Origin of the sequence: Sphingomonas lutea (genome assembly GCF_014396785.1) — a bacterium.
GTDB classification, from domain to species: Bacteria; Pseudomonadota; Alphaproteobacteria; order Sphingomonadales; family Sphingomonadaceae; genus Sphingomicrobium; species Sphingomicrobium luteum.
On sequence record NZ_CP060718.1, the window covers coordinates 169,377 to 185,951 of the forward strand.

Sequence of the window (16,575 nt, forward strand, 5' to 3'; positions counted from 1 at the left end):
ACTTAAACATGCTCGAAATCACCAACCTCCACGCGTCCGTCGCCGACAAGCCGATCCTGAAGGGCGTTTCGCTGCACGTGCCTGCGGGCGAGGTGCATGCGATCATGGGGCCGAACGGGTCGGGTAAGTCGACGCTGGCTTATGTGCTCGCGGGGCGGCCGGGGTATGATGTGACGGAGGGGTCGGTGATGTTCCGTCACCCCGGCGAAGGCCGGGGCCCAGCGCAACAAGAAAAACTGGATCCCGGCCTTCGCCGGGATGACGAGTTGGATCTGCTGTCTCTCGAACCGCACGAGCGCGCGGCCGCCGGGCTGTTCTTGGGCTTCCAATATCCGGTCGAGATTCCCGGCGTGTCGTATCTGCAATTCCTGCGCGAAAGCCTCAATGCGCAGCGGCGTTCGCGCGGCGAGGCCGATCTCAGCGGCGCTGAATTCATCAAGCTTGCGCGCGGCCAGGCCGAGGCGCTGGGCATGGACATCGAGATGCTCAAGCGGCCGGTCAACGTCGGCTTTTCGGGTGGCGAGAAGAAGCGCGCCGAGATGGTCCAGATGGGCATCATGCAACCCAAGTTCGCATTGCTCGACGAGACCGACAGCGGGCTCGACATCGACGCGCTGCGCATCGTCGGCGAAGGCATCAACCGCATCATGCGCAGCGCCGACAAGGGCGTGCTTCTGATCACCCATTACGAGCGCCTGCTCGAGCATGTCCGCCCCGACCGCGTGCACGTGCTGCAGGCCGGGCGGATCACGCGTTCGGGCGGGATCGAACTGGCCCGCGACCTCGAGCGCGCGGGCTATGTCGAGGCGGTCGCGTGACCGCTTTCTGGATCGTCGTCGCCAGCCTGGCGATCATTCTTCTCGCGGGGTCGGCACGCCACAATGCCGGCCGCGCGCTGACCGACATCACGGTCTTGGTCGGGATGTTTGCGCTGCTGGCGATCGGCAACCTGCTGCTCGGCACAATGTTCGATACCGGCGACGCCGCGTGGACGATCGCGGCCGTCGTTGCCGGTGGTTTCGCGCTCGATGCGATCTACGGCTATATGGCGCCGCAGCGAAAGCGCCGCCGCGATCGCGCGCTGCGCGATTTCTGGCATCGGCGGCGCGCATGACGGCGCCCTTCCCAAGCCGCAAGCAGGAGGCGTGGCGCTATGCCGACCTCGATGCGCTGAAGCCTGTGTGGGATCAGCTCGGCGATGTCGCGACGCTGACCGTCGGCGCGGGCGAAACGCTGGAGCAAGTCTGGCTGCCGAGCGGCGATGACGTACAGGTCCGGCGCGTCCGAATGACACTTGACGACGGCGCGCGCGCGCGGATCTTCGCGCTCAATGTCGCGCCGGTTTACGGGCGGATCGAGCTTGAGGTGACGCTTGGCGAGGGCGCGGACTTCGAGCTTTACGCCGCGAACATTGGCGGCGGGATATCGACCAACGAAGTCGTCACCCACGTGCGCCATCTGGGCGAGCGCGGCCGATCGCGGCAGGTGATCCGCAGCGTGCCTGGGCACAAGGCGGTCGGATCCTACCTCGGCAAGGTCGAAGTTGCGCGCGGCGCGCAGCAAACCGACGGCGAGCAGTCGGTCAAGGCGATGCTGCTCGATCGCGGCGCGACTGCGAATTGCAAGCCCGAGCTCGAAATCTACGCCGACGACGTCAAATGCGCACACGGCGCGAGCATTGGCGAGCTGGACGCGATGCAATTATTCTATGCGCAGAGCCGCGGGCTCGATCCGGCGGGCGCGCGTGCGCTGCTGCTCGAAGGGTTCGTGATGGATCTGTGGGACAGCGCCAGCGACGGCGATGCGATCCGCAATGCGGCGCGCGCTGCGCTGCACCGGATTGTCGCATGAAGCGGCAACGCACATTCGTCCGTCCTGAGCGAGGCGCGCAGCGCGTAGTCGAAGGGCTCTCGGCTCGCACGTCGGCGCAGCGCCCTTCGACTTCGCTCAGGACGAACGAGGTTGGGAGAGCGGCATGAACGCGCCCATTCGCATCACATCGACCCTGAACGTCCGCGCGCAGTTTCCGGCGATCGAGAATTGGCATTATCTCGACAGCGCCGCGACCGCGCAGAAGCCGCAGGCCGTGATCGACGCGATCACCAACGCGTACGCGCGCGACTACGCAACCGTGCACCGCGGCGTGTACCAGCGCTCGTCGGAGATGACCGGCCGTTACGAGGCGGCGCGCGAGGCGGCGGCAGCGCTGATCGGCGGCAAGCCCGCGCAAACCGTCTTCACCCGCGGCGCGACCGAGGCGATCAACTTGGTCGCCTACACATTGCCGCGCGAAGGGCGACGCCGCGTGCTGGTGTCGACGCTGGAGCATCACAGCAACATCGTGCCGTGGCAGCTCGCGGGCTTCCAGGTTGATGCCGTGCCGCTCACCGATGATGGGCAGATCGACCTCGACGCCGCCGAGGACATGCTGACCAACGAGCATTTGATCGTCGCCTTTGCGCATGTGTCCAACGCGCTCGGTTCGATCCTCGATGCGAAGCGCGCGGCGGAGATCGCACATGCCAAGGGCGCCTATCTGCTGCTGGATGGCTGCCAGGCGGTGGCGCGCCTGCCGGTCGATGTCGCCGCGCTCGGCTGCGACTTCTACGCGTATTCGGGTCATAAGCTCTACGGCCCGACCGGCATCGGCGTCCTGTGGGGTTGCCCCGACCTGATGAAGACCATGCCGCCGTGGCAGGGCGGCGGCGCGATGATCGACCGCGTGACGTTCGAGTCGACGACCTATGCCGATCCGCCGCAGCGGTTTGAGGCAGGGACGCCGCACATCGTCGGCGCGGTTGGCCTCCACGCGGCGATCGACTGGATCACGAACATCGGCCTCGACGCGGTGCACGCGCATGAGGCGGCGCTGGTCGCCGAATGCCGCGCGGCGTTGGCGGGCATCGACGGGGTGACGCTCTACGGGCCGGAAGCGAGCGCCGGAATCGTCAGCTTCAACGTCGATGGGGTGCATGCGCATGACGTCGCCACCATATTGGATGATGCGGGCGTCGCCGTTCGCGCCGGGCACCATTGCGCACAGCCGCTGATGGACTCGCTTGGCATTGCGGCGACCGCGCGCGCCAGTTTTGCCGCGCATAGCGACAGCAGCGACATTGCCGCGCTGGTGCGCGGGATTGAACAAGTGAAGCGGATTTTCACATGAACGAGGAGCGCAAGATCGAGACCGAGGAAGTCGAGGCGGTGACGCCGCCGCCGCGCGCCCGCGTCACCGAGACGTTCGAGCGCAAGCGCGATTATCTGACGGGCTTCCTTGCGGGCGAGACCGAGACCCAGCCGGGCGGATCGGCCGGCAATGAGGAATTGCGCGATACGGTGATCGCGGCGCTGAAATCGATCTACGATCCGGAAATCCCGGTCGACATCTATGAGCTCGGACTGATCTACGATGTCGAGATCAGCGAGGATGGCGATGCTTTGGTGACAATGACTCTGACCACGCCGCATTGCCCGGTCGCGGAAAGCCTGCCGCAGGAAGTCGAGCTGCGCGTGCTGTCGGTGCCCGGGATCCGCGATTCGGAAGTGAAACTGGTGTGGGACCCGCCGTGGGATCCGTCGAAGATGAGCGACGAAGCGCGACTTGAATTGGGGATGCTGTGATCCTTCGTCATCGCAACCCCGTAAGCCCGCTCATCCTGAGTAGCGCCAAAGGCGCGTATCGAAGGACCGTGCTTCGATACGCCGCTTCGCGGCTACTCAGCATGAGCGGATTGGGAGCGTAAGATGAACATTGAAAGCCGTCGCCCCAGACCTGCCGCGATCACCCTCACCCCGCGCGCCGAAGCGCGCATCGCCGAGCTGATGGCGCGTGCGCCCGAGGGCGCGATCGGGGTCAAGCTGTCGACCCCGCGACGCGGCTGTTCGGGCCTCGCTTATTCGGTCGATTATGTGAACGAGGCGCAGGCGTTCGACGAGAAGATCGCGACGCCGGGCGGCGACTTCTACGTCGACGGCGCGTCGGTGCTGTACCTGGTCGGATCGACGATGGACTGGGTCGAGGACGATTTCGCCGCCGGCTTCACGTTCGAAAATCCCAACGCCAAGGGTGCCTGCGGCTGCGGCGAGAGCTTTACCGTTTGATCGTCCGGCGGGCGACCGTCGCCGACTTTCCGGCATGGGCCGAGATGCTGGCCGCGCTGCACGGCGACATTGCGGATTTCGCGGCGGAACTGCCGGTCTTCACCGCGCTCGACCAGCCTTATGTCGGGTTCATCGCTTTTGACGGCGACGCAGCCATCGGCATGATCGACGCGCGCGAACGCAATTTTGCGGAAGGGGCGCCGAACCTGCGCGCGGCTTATGTCGAGGATTTGTGGGTCGCACCATCCCATCGCGGGCGCGGCATTGCGCGCCTGCTGCTCGACGCGGTCGAGCAATGGGCGCGCGATCAGGGGCTCGAATGGCTCGGCTCGGATGCGCTGATCGACAATGAGGCCAGCCACGCCTGGCACCGCGCGGCAGGCTTCACGGAGATCGAGCGGCTGGTCGTCTTCGGCAAGCCGCTCGACTGATCAATAGCCGAGCGTGAAGCGGATCGCCGCGCCGGCATCGTCGCGGCTGTTGGCGATGTGGCCGGGCTGGCGACGGTAGAAGAGGTTGCCGCCGAGCAAGCCGCGCCCGCCGAACAGGGTCGATCCGTAGCTGATCTCGCCATCGATTTCTCGGCCGCTCGGCGCCAGCGACATGTGCGTCACCGAATGCGTCGCGCTTGTCGTCGCATAATCATAGGCCGTCGGCAGCAGCGCGGCGAAGCCGCCGCGTTCCACGCGCAGCGGCTGCGCGATGCGCAGACCAAGGCGGTCGTGCGCGCCCAGCACGCCGAGCTTGGCGAGGTCGAACCCGTAAGCGCCGGTCTGGAAACGCCCGGCGGCGAAATCGGTCCACCCGCGCCGCGCCGACACGCCCGCGCTCCACCCGCGGCCCAATTCGCGCCGTGCTTCGAGGTCGACGAAGAAGGATGTCGATCCGCCGCCGCCAAGCATCGCACCCATGCGGCCGCCAAGCAGGCTCTGCCGTTCCTCGAGCCGGCTGATCCCGCCGGACAGCGACGTCGCGCCGAATGTGCGGTCGAGCGCCAGGCTCGTCCAGCGATAGGGCGAGCCGGTCGCGCTGGTCTCGATCTCCTGCCACACCTCACCGGTTTCCCCCGACAAGGTGACGCCGGTCGCGCCGAACTTGCGGCGGATGGCAAGGCTGCCCTCACGGCGTGCGCCAAAGCCCGGATCGCCGGCAATGTCCTTGGCAATCAGGAATGCCCCGGCGGTGTTTCCGCTAAGCTTGCGCTCCATCGCCTTGGCGCCCTCGGCAAAGCCGAACGCGACGGCCGTGCGGTCATCGAGCTTGGCAACCGCGGATCCGGCGACGAGCCGCGCCTTGCGCGCGTCCTCGGGCCCGATACCCATCTGATCGATCGCGACACTGCCGACGAGGTCGCGGCGCTCATGCACCGTCACTGCCACCGAAAGCGGCCCCGCCGCCATGGCGCCCGACCTGATGTCGTTCTGAATCGCGCGCGACAGTGGACGATCGATATCCGCGCGGCGCAACGATGCCGCCAGGTTCGCCACATAAGCCCGGTCGTAGCCGTCGAGGATGATCGCACCGAGCGATTGCCCGGTCGCTGCATCGCCGGCCGCCGGGGGCAGATCGCCCGCGCTTCCGGTCACCGGGACCTGGCTTCCCGCAAGCGACATCGGGCCCTGCGGCTGGAATGCCTTTGCGATATTCAGGCGCCCGCGCCCGAAGACGCTGTCGGTGCCCGCCGCGCCGAGATCGTCGGCGCTTTTCATCAGGATCGAAACGATCTGCGCGCCCGACAGGTTCGGGAAGGCCTGGGCAAGAAGCGCAACCGCACCGCTGATGGTCGGTGCCGAAAAACTGGTGCCGGACCACAGGAACTGCTGGCCGGTCTGATCCGGCGCGCGGTCCTGGAAGCCGCGTGCGGTCAGATAATGCTCCGCGCTTCCCCCGGCGCGGTTGGAGAAGCTCGAAATCTGGTTGATGTCGATGCTGCTGCCGGCGTCGACCCCGACCGATCCGGCGATAATGACCATGCCGGGGAACTGGCTTGCAGGGGTCGAAGCGAATTCGTCGGGACTGCCGCCGGTCGCTGTTTCGCCGTCATTGCCGGCGGAAATCACAAGAACGATGCCGTTTTGCACCGCACGGCTCATCGCCGACATCAGCCCAGACGAAATCCCCCCGCCGCCGAGCGACAGGTTGATGACCTTGGCGCCCGCGGTGCGCGCAATATCGACCCCGCGCGCGATCGTATCGTCGCGGAAGGAACAGCCGTCCTTGGTAGCGCAGCTGCCCGGGACGTCGGCGCGAAGGCTGACGATCGTCGCGTCGAACGCGACGCCCATGGTGTTGGACCCGTTGCGGGCGCCCGCCGCGATCGCGCTGACCGCGGTCCCGTGCCCGCCCTCGTCGCTGACGCCGCGGCTGCCCGCAACATCGGCGCTGGCCGCGTCGATGCGACCGGTGAATTCGCTCAGGTCCGGATTGATGCCGCTGTCGATCACCGCGATCTTGACCCCGGCGCCGGTCGCGCCCGACTGATACGCGCTGATCGCATTGGCCGCGACCGATGACGCCGAATTGCGATATTCGGGCGTGTCGTAGTTCACGCCGGGAGTCGGCGTCGGCGTCGGAGTGGGCGTTGGAGTCGGGGTCGGAGTCGGAGTCGGCGTCGGTGTTGGTGTCGGCGAGGGCGTCGGCGTGGACGCTTTGGGCGGTGGCGGGGTCGAACCGACGCTGCCGCCGCCGCCACCGCCGCCGCAAGCGGACACGGCAAAGGCCAGGACGATCGCGCACGCGCTACTGCTGTAAAAGCGCCGGTTACTCATCGTGCAACTCCCCGCAAGCCGCTGAAAATTAACGGCTTCCCCGAGCAACTTATGGTTCCCAATATCTTACAATTTCCTGAAGAAGTAAAACGGGCTAGGCGCCGGCGACGCATGGACCCCGCCTACGCCCACATCCGCGACTGGATCTTCGATCTCGACAATTGCCTGTACCCGGCATCGACCGGGCTGTTCGGGCTGATCGACGAGCGCATGGGCGCCTACATCCAGCGCCTGCTCGACTGCGACCCGGTCGAGGCGCGGCGGGTGCAGAAAGCGCATTTCCACGCGCATGGGACGACCCTTGCCGGGCTGATGGCCGAGCATGACATCGACCCGCACGATTTCCTCGACGACGTCCACGCCATCCCGCTCGACCGCGTTTCCCGCGACGACCGGCTGGTGCGCGGGCTCGGGCGGCTGCCCGGCCGCAAGTTCGTCTTTACCAACGGCGACGCGCCTTATGCGCGGCGCGTGCTCGATGCGATCGGCGTTCCCGACGATTTCGAATGCCTGCACGACATCCACGCCAGCGAGCTTCGACCCAAGCCCGACCCGCACGGCTATCGCTTGCTGTGCGACCAGTTCGGCATCGACCCCAAGCGCGCGGTGATGGTCGAGGACATGGCGCAGAACCTGCGGCCGGCGAAGGCGCTCGGCATGACCACGGTGTGGGTCGACAATGGGTCGGAGCGCGGCAATCACGATTATGACGCGGCGGCGATCGACGCGCGCATCACCAACGTCGGCGAATGGCTCGAACAGATATTAGGGGACGATTGATGCAGCAGGTGATCGAGCAGGCGTGGGACGCGCGCGACACGATCGGCGCGGATACGCAGGGCGAGGTGCGCGACGCGGTCGAGGCCGCGCTCGATGCGCTCGACCGCGGCGAAGCGCGCGTGGCCGAGCCCTCGGCGGACGGTTGGCAGGTCAATCAATGGCTCAAGAAGGCCGTGCTTCTGTCGTTCCGCCTCAACCCGATGGAGGCGATTTCGGGCGCGCCGGGCGGCGCGCACTGGTGGGACAAGGTGCCGAGCAAGTTCGCCGGCTGGGGCGCGTCCGAGTTCGGCGCGGCCGGCTTCCGCGCCGTGCCGGGGTCGATCGTCCGGCGCGGCGCCTATATCGCGCCGGGCGCCGTGCTGATGCCGAGCTTCGTCAATATCGGCGCGTATGTCGGCGAGGGGACGATGGTCGACACGTGGGCGACCGTCGGCAGCTGCGCCCAGATCGGCCGCAACGTCCACATCTCGGGCGGCACCGGGATCGGCGGCGTGCTCGAGCCGCTCCAGGCGGGCCCGGTGATCATCGAGGACGATTGCTTCATCGGCGCGCGCTCGGAGGTGGCGGAAGGCGTCGTCGTCGAGCGCGGATCGGTCATCTCGATGGGCGTGTTCCTTGGCGCATCGACCAAGATCGTCGACCGCGCGACGGGCGAGATCCATTACGGCCGAGTCCCCGCTTATTCGGTCGTCGTCCCCGGCGCCCTCCCAGCCAAGGACGGCGGCCCGAGCCTCGCCTGCGCGGTGATCGTCAAGCGCGTCGATGAACGCACGCGTTCGAAGACCAGTATCAACGAGTTGCTGCGGGATTGACCGTCATTGCGACGGGCCACAGGCGACGCGGCAATCCACGTCGGCCGCTTCGCTTCGCTCGCAATGACGCGATAACATAAGCCCAGCTTATCGCCGCGCGCGGCACATTTGTTGGCGCCGGCGCACCCGGCGGCCCTAGCTTGCGTGGATGAAACCCGCCGCACCTTCCGAGTTCGAGCGCAATTGCGCGGATGGTGCGGGAGCGCCCGACGTTTACGCGACGCCCATGATTCATACCGTGATGAACAAGAGCGAATGGGCGATCCTCGGCGTGCTCGCGCTGATCTGGGGCGGCGCCTTTGTCTTCATCGGCATTGCCGTGCGCCACGTCGACCCGCTGACCTATGTCTGGCTGCGACTGACGATCGCCGCGGGCGCGATGTGGCTGTTCCTTACGCTCCGCGGCCAGGGGCTCGGCCTGCCGCCACAGGTTTGGGGATCGATCCTGCTGCTTGCCCTGCTCAACAATGCCCTGCCCTTCACGTTGTTCGGCTGGGGTCAGACGCATATCGCCAGCGGCCTAGCGGCGATCCTCAACGCCACGACGCCGATTTGGGGCGTGATCGTCGCCCATCTCCTAACCCGCGACGAGCGGATCACTCCGCGCAAGGCCGCGGGCGTACTGCTCGGCTTTGGCGGGGTGGCGGTGATGATCGGCCCGACCCTGCTTGCCGATATCGGCACCGGCGCGATCGCCCAGCTGGCGTGCATCGCGGCTTCGCTCAGCTATGCGCTGGCCGCGGTCTGGGCGCGGCGCTTCAAGGCGCTTGGCCTGTCGCCAATGGCGGTGACCACCGGCCAGCTGACTGCAGGCGCGGCGATGATGCTGCCGCTGATGCTGCTCGTCGACCGGCCGTGGACGCAGCCCTTCCCGCCGCTCTCGGCCTGGGGCGCGATCATTGCCTTGGCCTTGTTCTGCACCGCCTTCGGCTACGTGCTGTATTTTCGCCTGATCGAATCTGCCGGCGCGACCAACGCGCTGCTGGTGACTTTGCTCGTGCCCCCGGTCGCCATCCTGCTTGGCGCACTGCTGCTCGGCGAGACGCTTGCGCCGCAGGATTTCGCGGGGCTCACGCTCATCGCGCTGGGCCTGGCGGCAATCGATGGACGGCTGTTTACGGCTTTGACGCGACTCGGCCCTCGGCCAGCAATTTAGCCGCTTCCGCCCCGCTCCAGTCGAGGTCGCCGACGTAGCGCCACACTTCCTTACCCTGCGCGTCGTACAGTACGGTGGTCGGCATCACTTCGACCCCCAGCCCGCCCGACAGCGCCATCTTCGGATCATGATAAGCGCCGAGCCGCTTCACCTTGAGCTTGGCAAGGAACGCCTCGACCGAGCCCTGCGGCGCACTGTCCTGGCTGACTGCAATCACGCCGAGGTCGCCGTCGCGCTCATGCCGCGCCGCAAGCGCATCGAGCGTCGGCAACTCCTTGACGCACGGCGCGCACCAGCTGGCCCACAGATTGACCAAAGTCGGCACGCCCTTGCAATCGGCCAGGTCGATCTCGCCGCCGTCGGGATTGTTGAAGGTCACGTCAGGCGCGGGCCGGCCCTTGCGGCTGCGGTCGACGCCCTTGACCGGGCCCGCGGGCGCTTCGGCGCCTTCGCTTTGGTTGGCCGGCGCGGGCGCTGGCGCCTCACGCTGGCAAGCGGCGACAAGGATCAAGGAAGCGACGGCGAGGATGCGCATGGCGCGGCGATAAGAGGCTGCCGTTCGCGCGGCAAGCTGGACGCCGCCGCGTCGGACGCGCTAACCGGCGATGATGATCCGCGCGCGCCTGTGTCTGCTGACCGCATTGAGCCTGCTGGCCGGCTGTGGCCGCGTCGCGGACCTCGAGCCCGCGCCGGGCCAGCCCTTGCCGGTCAAGCCGCTGATGGCCCGGGCCACGCCCACCCCGGCCGAATTGCTGACCGCCCCGCCTTACGCCCGGCCCGAGCGCGTCGATGAGCTTGTCCGCCGGTCGGAGCCGCGCAAGCCCGACGCGTTCGACCTGCCGCCGCCGACCGGCAGCGCCGCGCCGCCCGAGCCGGCCGGCACCGACCCCGACCCCGTCACCAACGAAACAGGACCTGCCGTTCCCCAATGACAAATCGCGTTCGCAAGGCCGTCTTCCCGGTCGCCGGCCTGGGCACGCGCCTGCTGCCCGCGACCAAGAGCATCCCCAAGGAGATGATCACGATCGTCGATCGGCCGCTCATCCAATATGCGGTCGATGAAGCGCGCGAGGCGGGGATCGAGCAGCTGATCTTCGTCACCGGCCGCGGCAAGAGCGCGCTGGTCGATTATTTCGATCACGCTTTCGAGCTGGAGGCGACGATGACGGGCAAGGGCAAAAGCCTCGACTCGCTGAAATCGTCGCGCGCGCGCTTTGGCGAGATCGTCACCGTCCGCCAGCAGGAGCCGCTCGGCCTCGGCCATGCCGTGTGGTGCGCACGCGACATCGTCGGCGACGAGCCGTTTGCGGTGCTTCTTCCCGACGAGCTGATGCTGGGGAAGCCCAACTGCCTGGCGCAGATGATGGAGGCTTACGCGCGGGTCGGCGGCAATATCGTCGCGGCATTGGAAGTCGCGCCCGAGGAAACGCATCAATATGGCGTGATCGATCCCGGCGCGCGCGATGGCGCGCTGACCGAGATCCGCGGCATGGTCGAAAAGCCCGCGCCGGGCACCGCGCCGTCGAACCTGATGCTGCCCGGCCGCTACATCCTCCAGCCCGAAGTGATGCACCATCTCGATGCGCAGGAAGCGGGCGCGGGTGGCGAGATCCAGCTGACCGACGCCATGGCCAAGCTGATCGGCGACCAGCCGTTCCACGCCTTGACCTTCGACGGGCAGCGTTACGATTGCGGCGGCGCGGCGGGGTTCGTCATCGCCAATCTGGCACTGGCCCTGCAGCGCGAGGACGTCGCGCCGCAAGTGCGGACGTTCATGCGCGGGCTCTAGCCTGCGCTTCGGCCAATTGCTCCTTGAGCTCGCCGATCTGGATTGCGCGCTCGACCACGCGGGCATCGAGCGCAGCTTTGTCCTGCGCCAGCTGCTCGACCGCCCGCATGCGCGCGATCCGGCGCTCGATCCGCGCCACCAGCACTTCGAAGTGGAACGGCTTGAGGATCACGTCGTCGGCGCCCGCTTCGTAAGCGAGCACCGCGCTTTTGGGCGCCGAGCGGCCGGTGATCAGCATGATCGGCAGATCGGCCAATTGCACGTGTGAGCGGATCAGCCGCGCCAGCTCCGCACCGCTCATCCGCGGCATGCTGATCTCGGCCAGGAGGAGATCGACCGGTACCCGGTGAAGCTCGGCAATCGCCCCGCTGCCGCTATCGGCGGTGGCAACGCGGAAACCAGCGTCCGACAGCCGCCGGGCAAGCACCGACAAAGCAGTCTTGTTGGGCTCGACGACCAGGATGCGCGGACGATCTTCCATGATCCCGCGGCTAAACGAAAATGGTTAACGCCGAGGAAAGACCCTACGGCTCCAGCTCGACGTCCCAGTAGAGATAATCGCGCCAGCTATCGTGAAGATAGTTGGGCGGGAAGGCGCGGCCGTGGACTTGCAGGTCCCAGGTCGTCGGCCGCTCGGGCTCGCGATAGAGCTGCATGTGCGCTTCGGCCGGGGTGCGGCCGCCCTTGCGCAGGTTGCATGGGGCGCAGGCGGTGGCGACATTCTCCCACGTCGTTCGCCCGCCGTGGGCGCGCGGAATGACGTGATCGAAGGTCAGTTCGCGCCCCGACCCGCAATAGACGCAGCGGAATTTGTCGCGGAGGAACAGGTTGAAGCGGGTGAACGCCGGATATTCGTTGGGCCGCACATATTCGCGCAGCGCGATCACCGACGGCAGCTTGAGCGCCAGGCTCGGCGAGTGCACTTCGCGGTCGTAATGGGCGACGATGTCGACCCGTTCGAGGAACATCGCCTTGACCGCGGTCTGCCACGGCCACAGTGACAGCGGATAATAAGACAGCGGCGTGTAATCGGCGTTGAGGACCAATGCCGGACAGCTGTCGGGATGGCGGATCAGCTCGGGATGATACAAGCGCGACTGCCTTTCGTTCGGTGGTCCGAACTGCAGCTCCCCGGCCCCGTCGCACGCCCAGTGAAGGGCAGGGAGGAGAGGGCACTCGGCCCGTCTTCCCTTGTGACCCGCCGGATGCCAACCCGACGTGACATTGCCATGAATCGAGGATTGCCGATTCGCCGTCAAGGGGGTGTGACGTGAAGGTCTCGCGCTTTGCGCCGTCGCCGACCGGGCGGTTGCATCTGGGCCACGCCTATAGCGCGGTGATTGGCCACGACCTGGCGGGCGAAAGCGGTGGGACATTCCTGGTCCGGATCGAGGATCTCGACCAGACCCGCAGCCGCGCCGAACATGTCGACGGCATTTTCGAGGATTTGCGCTGGCTCGGCCTCGACTGGGCCGAGCCGGTGCTGGTGCAGTCGCAGCGCAGCGAAGTCTATGCCGACGCCCTCGACCGCCTCCGCGCAATGGGTCTGGTCTATGCCTGTTATTGCACGCGGGCCGACATCGCAGCGGCGCTGGCCGCTCCGCATGGGCCCGCCGCGAGCCATTATCCGGGGACCTGCCGCGACCTGCCCGAGGATGCGGCCCGGCGACAGGCGCAACCGCACAGCTGGCGGCTCGACACGGCCAAGGCCTTGGCGCTGGCGGGAATGCCGTCGTGGCGCGAAGGCGGCACAACCATCACCGCCGATCGCGCCGATCTCGACGACGTCATCCTGGCGCGCAAGGATGCGCCGGCCGCTTACCACCTCGCCTGCGTGATCGACGATTCGGCAAGCGGCGTGAACCTGGTCGTGCGCGGCGCCGATTTGCGCTCCTCGACCCCGGTCCAGCGCCTGCTGCAGACGCTGCTCGGCCTGCCCGAACCCGACTATCTCCACCACCCGCTCGTCAGGCATGACGACGGGCGGCGGCTGGCCAAGCGCGACCTTGCGCCGACGCTGGCGGCGATGCGCGCGGCGGGTGTCGACGGCCGCCAGTTCGCACATGCCCTAAAGCACGGGGAGCTTCCGGCTGGTTTTCGGCTGCGCGACGCCTAAATAGGCGTGCATGAACACGCTCCTCATCACCCTCCTCGTGATCGCCATGGCGGCGACGGCTTACGTCCTCGTCCGCGGGGTCATGAACATGGCGTCGGGCAAGGATGTGAGCGGCGCCAAGTCGCAGGAATGGATGCGCAAGCGCGTGCTGTTCCAGGGCGTCGCGATCTTGCTGGTGGTGCTGATCCTGATCGTCGCCGGCGCGGACAAATAAGGCTTGGTCAAGCTCAACAAGATCTACACCAAGACCGGCGACGGCGGCAGCGCCGGCCTGGTCGACGGCAGCCGGGTGAGCAAATCGAGCGCGCGGATGCGCGCCATCGGTGAGGTCGATGAGGCCAATGCCGCGATCGGCATGGCCATCGCGTATCTCAAGGACAGCGATCTCGCGCTTAAGCTGCTGGCGGTCCAGAACGAGCTGTTCGACCTTGGCGCGGACGTGGCGACGCCGGGCGAGGTCGAAGGCGCGCTGCGGATCGTCCCGAACCAGGTCGCGCGGCTCGAGATCGAGCTCGACGAGATGAATGACGCGCTCGACCCCTTGACCAGCTTCATCCTTCCCGGCGGCTCGCCGGCGGTCGCCGCGCTGCACCTGGCGCGGACGGTGACGCGACGGGCGGAGCGCGTGGCGGTGGCGCTGCATGAACGCGAGCCGCTCAACCCGCACCTTCTCTCCTACCTCAACCGCTTGTCGGACTTCCTGTTCGTGGCCGCGCGCTTCGTCGCCAGGCAGGAAGGCGGCGATGTCCTGTGGCAACCGGGCAGCACGCGGGACTAAAGGCGGTAGCCGCGTCCTGAACTAAAACGAGTTTCATCGGTTCGTTTCGGGTGGGCAATGCAATCATGGCACGCGCGGATGCAGCAGCGGGAGGATCGACCCTTGCCGAGCGGCTGCGCGCGACCCGGCGGCTGACACGCGATCTTGCGGCGCCGCTGAGCGATGCCGATGCGACCATCCAGCCCTTCCCCGACGCCTCCCCGGCGAAATGGCATCTGGCGCACACGACCTGGTTCTTCGAAACCTTCATCCTGCGCGAACAGGTGCCGGGCTACGCGCCGTTCGACGACCGCTTCGCCTTCCTCTTCAACTCTTACTACGAGGCCGCCGGCCCGCGCCACGAGCGGCCCAAGCGCGGCATGGTCAGCCGTCCATCGCTCGACGAGGTGCGTGACTATCGCGCTCATGTCGACGATGCGCTCGAGGCCGCAATGCCATCGCTTCCGCCTGCAGCGCTAGAGCTGATCGAACTCGGCATCAACCATGAGCAGCAGCACCAGGAGCTGTTCCTGACCGACATCCTGGCGACCTTCGCCGAGAACCCGATCGAGCCGGCTTATGGTGAGTTGCCCGAGCCCGCCTGCTGGTCGGTCGAGCCGCTGACCTATCATTCCGGCCGCGCGGGGATCGTCGAGATCGGCGCGACGGGCGACGCCTTCGCGTTCGACAGCGAACGGCCGCGCCACCGCGCCTTCCTTGCCGGCCACGCCATTGCCAACCGCAAGGTCACCAACCGCGAATGGCGCGCGTTCATCGACGACGGCGGTTATCGCACGCCGACGCTGTGGCTGTCCGAAGGCTGGTACTGGGTCCAGCGCGAGGCGATCACCGCGCCGCTCTACTGGCACGACGACGGCACGGCGTTCACGCTCGGCGGCCGGCGCGAGATCGATGGGGCGGCGCCGGTCGCGCACATCAACTATTTCGAGGCCGACGCCTTCGCCCGCTGGGCCGGCGCGCGCCTGCCGACCGAGGCGGAGTGGGAAAGCTTCGCCGACAGCGCCGATCCAATGCTTGGCAACCAACTCGACATTGCTGGAGCGGTCGCGCCGCGGCCGGGCGGCGGCATGTTCGGCGACGCGTGGGAATGGACCCAGAGCGCCTTCGCCGCTTACCCCGGCTTCACCCCCGCCGAAGGCGCGGTCGGCGAATATAATGGCAAGTTCATGTGCGGGCAGTTCATCCTCAAGGGCGCGAGCTGCGCGACGCCGCGCGGGCACAGCCGGGCGACCTACCGCAATTTCTTTCCGCCCAGCGCGCGCTGGCAGTTCACGGGGGTGCGCCTTGCTCGCGACGCTTGACGACCAGACGCTGGCCTTCCGCAAGGACGTGCTTGCCGGCCTGGCCGCGCCCGTCCCCGCAATCCCCGCGCGCTGGTTGTACGATCGTCGCGGGTCGGAGCTGTTCGACGACATCACCCGCCTGCCCGAATATTATCCGACGCGGACCGAGACGGCGTTGCTGCAACAGGTCATGCCGCAGGTTGCCGCGCGGCTCCCCGCCGGCGCGGCGGTGATCGAATTCGGCGCGGGATCGGCGACCAAGACGCCGATCCTGCTCAAAGGCATCCACCCCGCCGCTTACGTGCCGGTCGATATCTCGGGCGACTATCTGCGGGCTAGCGCGGCCGATCTGCAAAGGGAGTTCCCCAACCTCGAGGTGATCCCCGTCGTCGCCGATTTCATGCGCAAGTTCGATCTGCCCGGCGGTCTCGACGGCTTGCCGCGCATCGGCTTCTTTCCCGGTTCGACCATCGGCAATTTCGTGCCGTGGAGCGCGACCAACTTGCTGCGGCAGTTTCGCGATCTCCTGGGCGATCGCTCCAAATTGCTGATCGGGATGGATCGCCTGAAAGACGTCGATCGCCTGGTTGCCGCTTATGATGATCCGCGGGGTGTCACTGCCGAGTTCAACCTCAACCTGCTGGAGCGCATCAACCGCGAATTGGGTGGCGACGTGCCGGTCGACGCCTTCGCCCACGATGCCCGCTGGAACGAGATGATGTCGCGCATCGAAATGCACCTGGTGGCGACGCGCGACGTGACGTTCGAGATCGACGGCCAGCGCTTCGACTTTGCCGCGGGCGCGTCGATTCACACCGAAAACAGCCACAAATACGGCCCCAACGGCGCGCGGCTGATGCTTCTTGCCGGCGGCTGGACACCGATCGCCGAATGGACCGACCGGCAAGAGGATTTTGCCGTGATCCTGGCCGAGGCGCAGCCCGAACGCTTCGCCCCGTAGATTGCGGCTGCCCGGTCGTCCCGCTAAGCCC

At 67.1% G+C, this 16,575-nt stretch carries 21 protein-coding genes; 17 read left to right on the top strand and 4 right to left on the bottom strand.

The genetic code is table 11. From position 1 onward, the window contains the following. Positions 1 to 8 precede the first annotated feature (8 nt). The 7 genes from sufC to H9L13_RS00840 all read left to right on the top strand — a co-directional run bounded on the left by sufC (position 9) and on the right by H9L13_RS00840 (position 4,532). Positions 9 to 818, top strand: coding sequence for a Fe-S cluster assembly ATPase SufC (gene sufC / locus H9L13_RS00810; RefSeq protein WP_187538182.1), 810 nt, complete (start codon positions 9 to 11; stop codon positions 816 to 818). Then, positions 815 to 1,114, top strand: coding sequence for a hypothetical protein (locus H9L13_RS00815; protein WP_187538184.1), 300 nt, complete (start codon positions 815 to 817; stop codon positions 1,112 to 1,114). Before sufC ends, H9L13_RS00815 begins: the two co-directional genes overlap by 4 nt. Beyond that, on the top strand, positions 1,111 to 1,851 hold the full coding sequence (locus tag H9L13_RS00820) for a SufD family Fe-S cluster assembly protein (protein ID WP_187538185.1): 741 nt from the start codon (positions 1,111 to 1,113) through the stop codon (positions 1,849 to 1,851). Before H9L13_RS00815 ends, H9L13_RS00820 begins: the two co-directional genes overlap by 4 nt. A 124-nt stretch (positions 1,852 to 1,975) precedes the next feature. After that, positions 1,976 to 3,166: a cysteine desulfurase gene (locus H9L13_RS00825; protein ID WP_187538187.1), complete on the top strand. Its 1,191-nt coding sequence runs from the start codon at positions 1,976 to 1,978 to the stop codon at positions 3,164 to 3,166. After that, complete coding sequence (locus H9L13_RS00830; protein WP_187538189.1) at positions 3,163 to 3,621, top strand: SUF system Fe-S cluster assembly protein; 459 nt, start codon at positions 3,163 to 3,165, stop codon at positions 3,619 to 3,621. The genes H9L13_RS00825 and H9L13_RS00830 overlap by 4 nt, the downstream gene beginning before the upstream one ends. A gap of 123 nt (positions 3,622 to 3,744) precedes the next feature. Further along, positions 3,745 to 4,101 (top strand): HesB/IscA family protein, encoded by a 357-nt coding sequence (locus H9L13_RS00835; protein WP_187538191.1) that lies wholly within the window; start codon positions 3,745 to 3,747, stop codon positions 4,099 to 4,101. Then, positions 4,098 to 4,532, top strand: a complete 435-nt coding sequence (locus H9L13_RS00840) for a GNAT family N-acetyltransferase (protein WP_187538193.1) — start codon at positions 4,098 to 4,100, stop codon at positions 4,530 to 4,532. Before H9L13_RS00835 ends, H9L13_RS00840 begins: the two co-directional genes overlap by 4 nt. Here H9L13_RS00840 and H9L13_RS00845 read toward each other — a convergent pair whose 3' ends face one another. Continuing rightward, positions 4,533 to 6,869 carry a S8 family peptidase gene (locus tag H9L13_RS00845; protein ID WP_187538195.1) on the bottom strand — a complete coding sequence of 779 codons (2,337 nt, stop codon included), beginning with the start codon at positions 6,867 to 6,869 and terminating at the stop codon, positions 4,533 to 4,535. It abuts the gene before it with no gap. A 111-nt stretch (positions 6,870 to 6,980) separates the two neighbouring features. On the opposite strand from H9L13_RS00845, the gene H9L13_RS00850 reads away from it, so the two are divergent. The 3 genes from H9L13_RS00850 to H9L13_RS00860 all read left to right on the top strand — a co-directional run bounded on the left by H9L13_RS00850 (position 6,981) and on the right by H9L13_RS00860 (position 9,617). After that, positions 6,981 to 7,649: a pyrimidine 5'-nucleotidase gene (locus tag H9L13_RS00850; RefSeq protein WP_187538197.1), complete on the top strand. Its 669-nt coding sequence runs from the start codon at positions 6,981 to 6,983 to the stop codon at positions 7,647 to 7,649. Further along, entirely contained in the window at positions 7,649 to 8,461 is an 813-nt protein-coding gene (gene dapD, locus H9L13_RS00855) for a 2,3,4,5-tetrahydropyridine-2,6-dicarboxylate N-succinyltransferase (protein ID WP_223176460.1), read from the top strand. Before H9L13_RS00850 ends, dapD begins: the two co-directional genes overlap by 1 nt. Positions 8,462 to 8,687: 226 nt before the next feature. Then, positions 8,688 to 9,617, top strand: a complete 930-nt coding sequence (locus H9L13_RS00860) for a DMT family transporter (RefSeq protein ID WP_223176461.1) — start codon at positions 8,688 to 8,690, stop codon at positions 9,615 to 9,617. Here the strand turns inward: H9L13_RS00860 and H9L13_RS00865 are convergent. Further along, positions 9,577 to 10,152, bottom strand: coding sequence for a TlpA family protein disulfide reductase (locus H9L13_RS00865; protein WP_187538201.1), 576 nt, complete (start codon positions 10,150 to 10,152; stop codon positions 9,577 to 9,579). The two genes, H9L13_RS00860 and H9L13_RS00865, sit on opposite strands and share 41 nt — an antisense overlap. Before the next feature lie 70 nt (positions 10,153 to 10,222). Between H9L13_RS00865 and H9L13_RS00870 the strand changes: the two genes are divergently transcribed. Then, complete coding sequence (locus H9L13_RS00870) at positions 10,223 to 10,549, top strand: hypothetical protein (RefSeq protein WP_342354484.1); 327 nt, start codon at positions 10,223 to 10,225, stop codon at positions 10,547 to 10,549. After that, the gene (locus tag H9L13_RS00875; protein ID WP_187538203.1) at positions 10,546 to 11,406 is read left to right on the top strand and encodes a UTP--glucose-1-phosphate uridylyltransferase; all 861 of its coding nucleotides are present in this window, start codon (positions 10,546 to 10,548) and stop codon (positions 11,404 to 11,406) included. Before H9L13_RS00870 ends, H9L13_RS00875 begins: the two co-directional genes overlap by 4 nt. On the opposite strand, the gene H9L13_RS00880 is transcribed toward H9L13_RS00875, so the two are convergent. Then, entirely contained in the window at positions 11,390 to 11,887 is a 498-nt protein-coding gene (locus tag H9L13_RS00880) for a response regulator transcription factor (protein ID WP_187538205.1), read from the bottom strand. The two genes, H9L13_RS00875 and H9L13_RS00880, sit on opposite strands and share 17 nt — an antisense overlap. Before the next feature lie 43 nt (positions 11,888 to 11,930). Beyond that, entirely contained in the window at positions 11,931 to 12,497 is a 567-nt protein-coding gene (locus H9L13_RS00885; RefSeq protein ID WP_187538207.1) for an HNH endonuclease, read from the bottom strand. A 179-nt stretch (positions 12,498 to 12,676) separates the two neighbouring features. Here H9L13_RS00885 and gluQRS point away from each other — a divergent pair, with 179 nt between their 5' ends. From gluQRS to egtD, 5 genes are all read left to right on the top strand, one after another. Further along, positions 12,677 to 13,522 carry a tRNA glutamyl-Q(34) synthetase GluQRS gene (gene gluQRS / locus H9L13_RS00890; RefSeq protein ID WP_187538209.1) on the top strand — a complete coding sequence of 282 codons (846 nt, stop codon included), beginning with the start codon at positions 12,677 to 12,679 and terminating at the stop codon, positions 13,520 to 13,522. A gap of 10 nt (positions 13,523 to 13,532) precedes the next feature. Further along, on the top strand, positions 13,533 to 13,736 hold the full coding sequence (locus tag H9L13_RS00895; RefSeq protein ID WP_187538211.1) for a twin transmembrane helix small protein: 204 nt from the start codon (positions 13,533 to 13,535) through the stop codon (positions 13,734 to 13,736). A 3-nt stretch (positions 13,737 to 13,739) separates the two neighbouring features. After that, complete coding sequence (locus H9L13_RS00900; RefSeq protein WP_187538213.1) at positions 13,740 to 14,300, top strand: cob(I)yrinic acid a,c-diamide adenosyltransferase; 561 nt, start codon at positions 13,740 to 13,742, stop codon at positions 14,298 to 14,300. Between the two features lie 65 nt (positions 14,301 to 14,365). After that, entirely contained in the window at positions 14,366 to 15,601 is a 1,236-nt protein-coding gene (gene egtB / locus H9L13_RS00905; protein WP_187538215.1) for an ergothioneine biosynthesis protein EgtB, read from the top strand. Next, positions 15,585 to 16,544, top strand: coding sequence for an L-histidine N(alpha)-methyltransferase (gene egtD, locus H9L13_RS00910; protein ID WP_187538217.1), 960 nt, complete (start codon positions 15,585 to 15,587; stop codon positions 16,542 to 16,544). The genes egtB and egtD overlap by 17 nt, the downstream gene beginning before the upstream one ends. Positions 16,545 to 16,575: the final 31 nt, after the last annotated feature.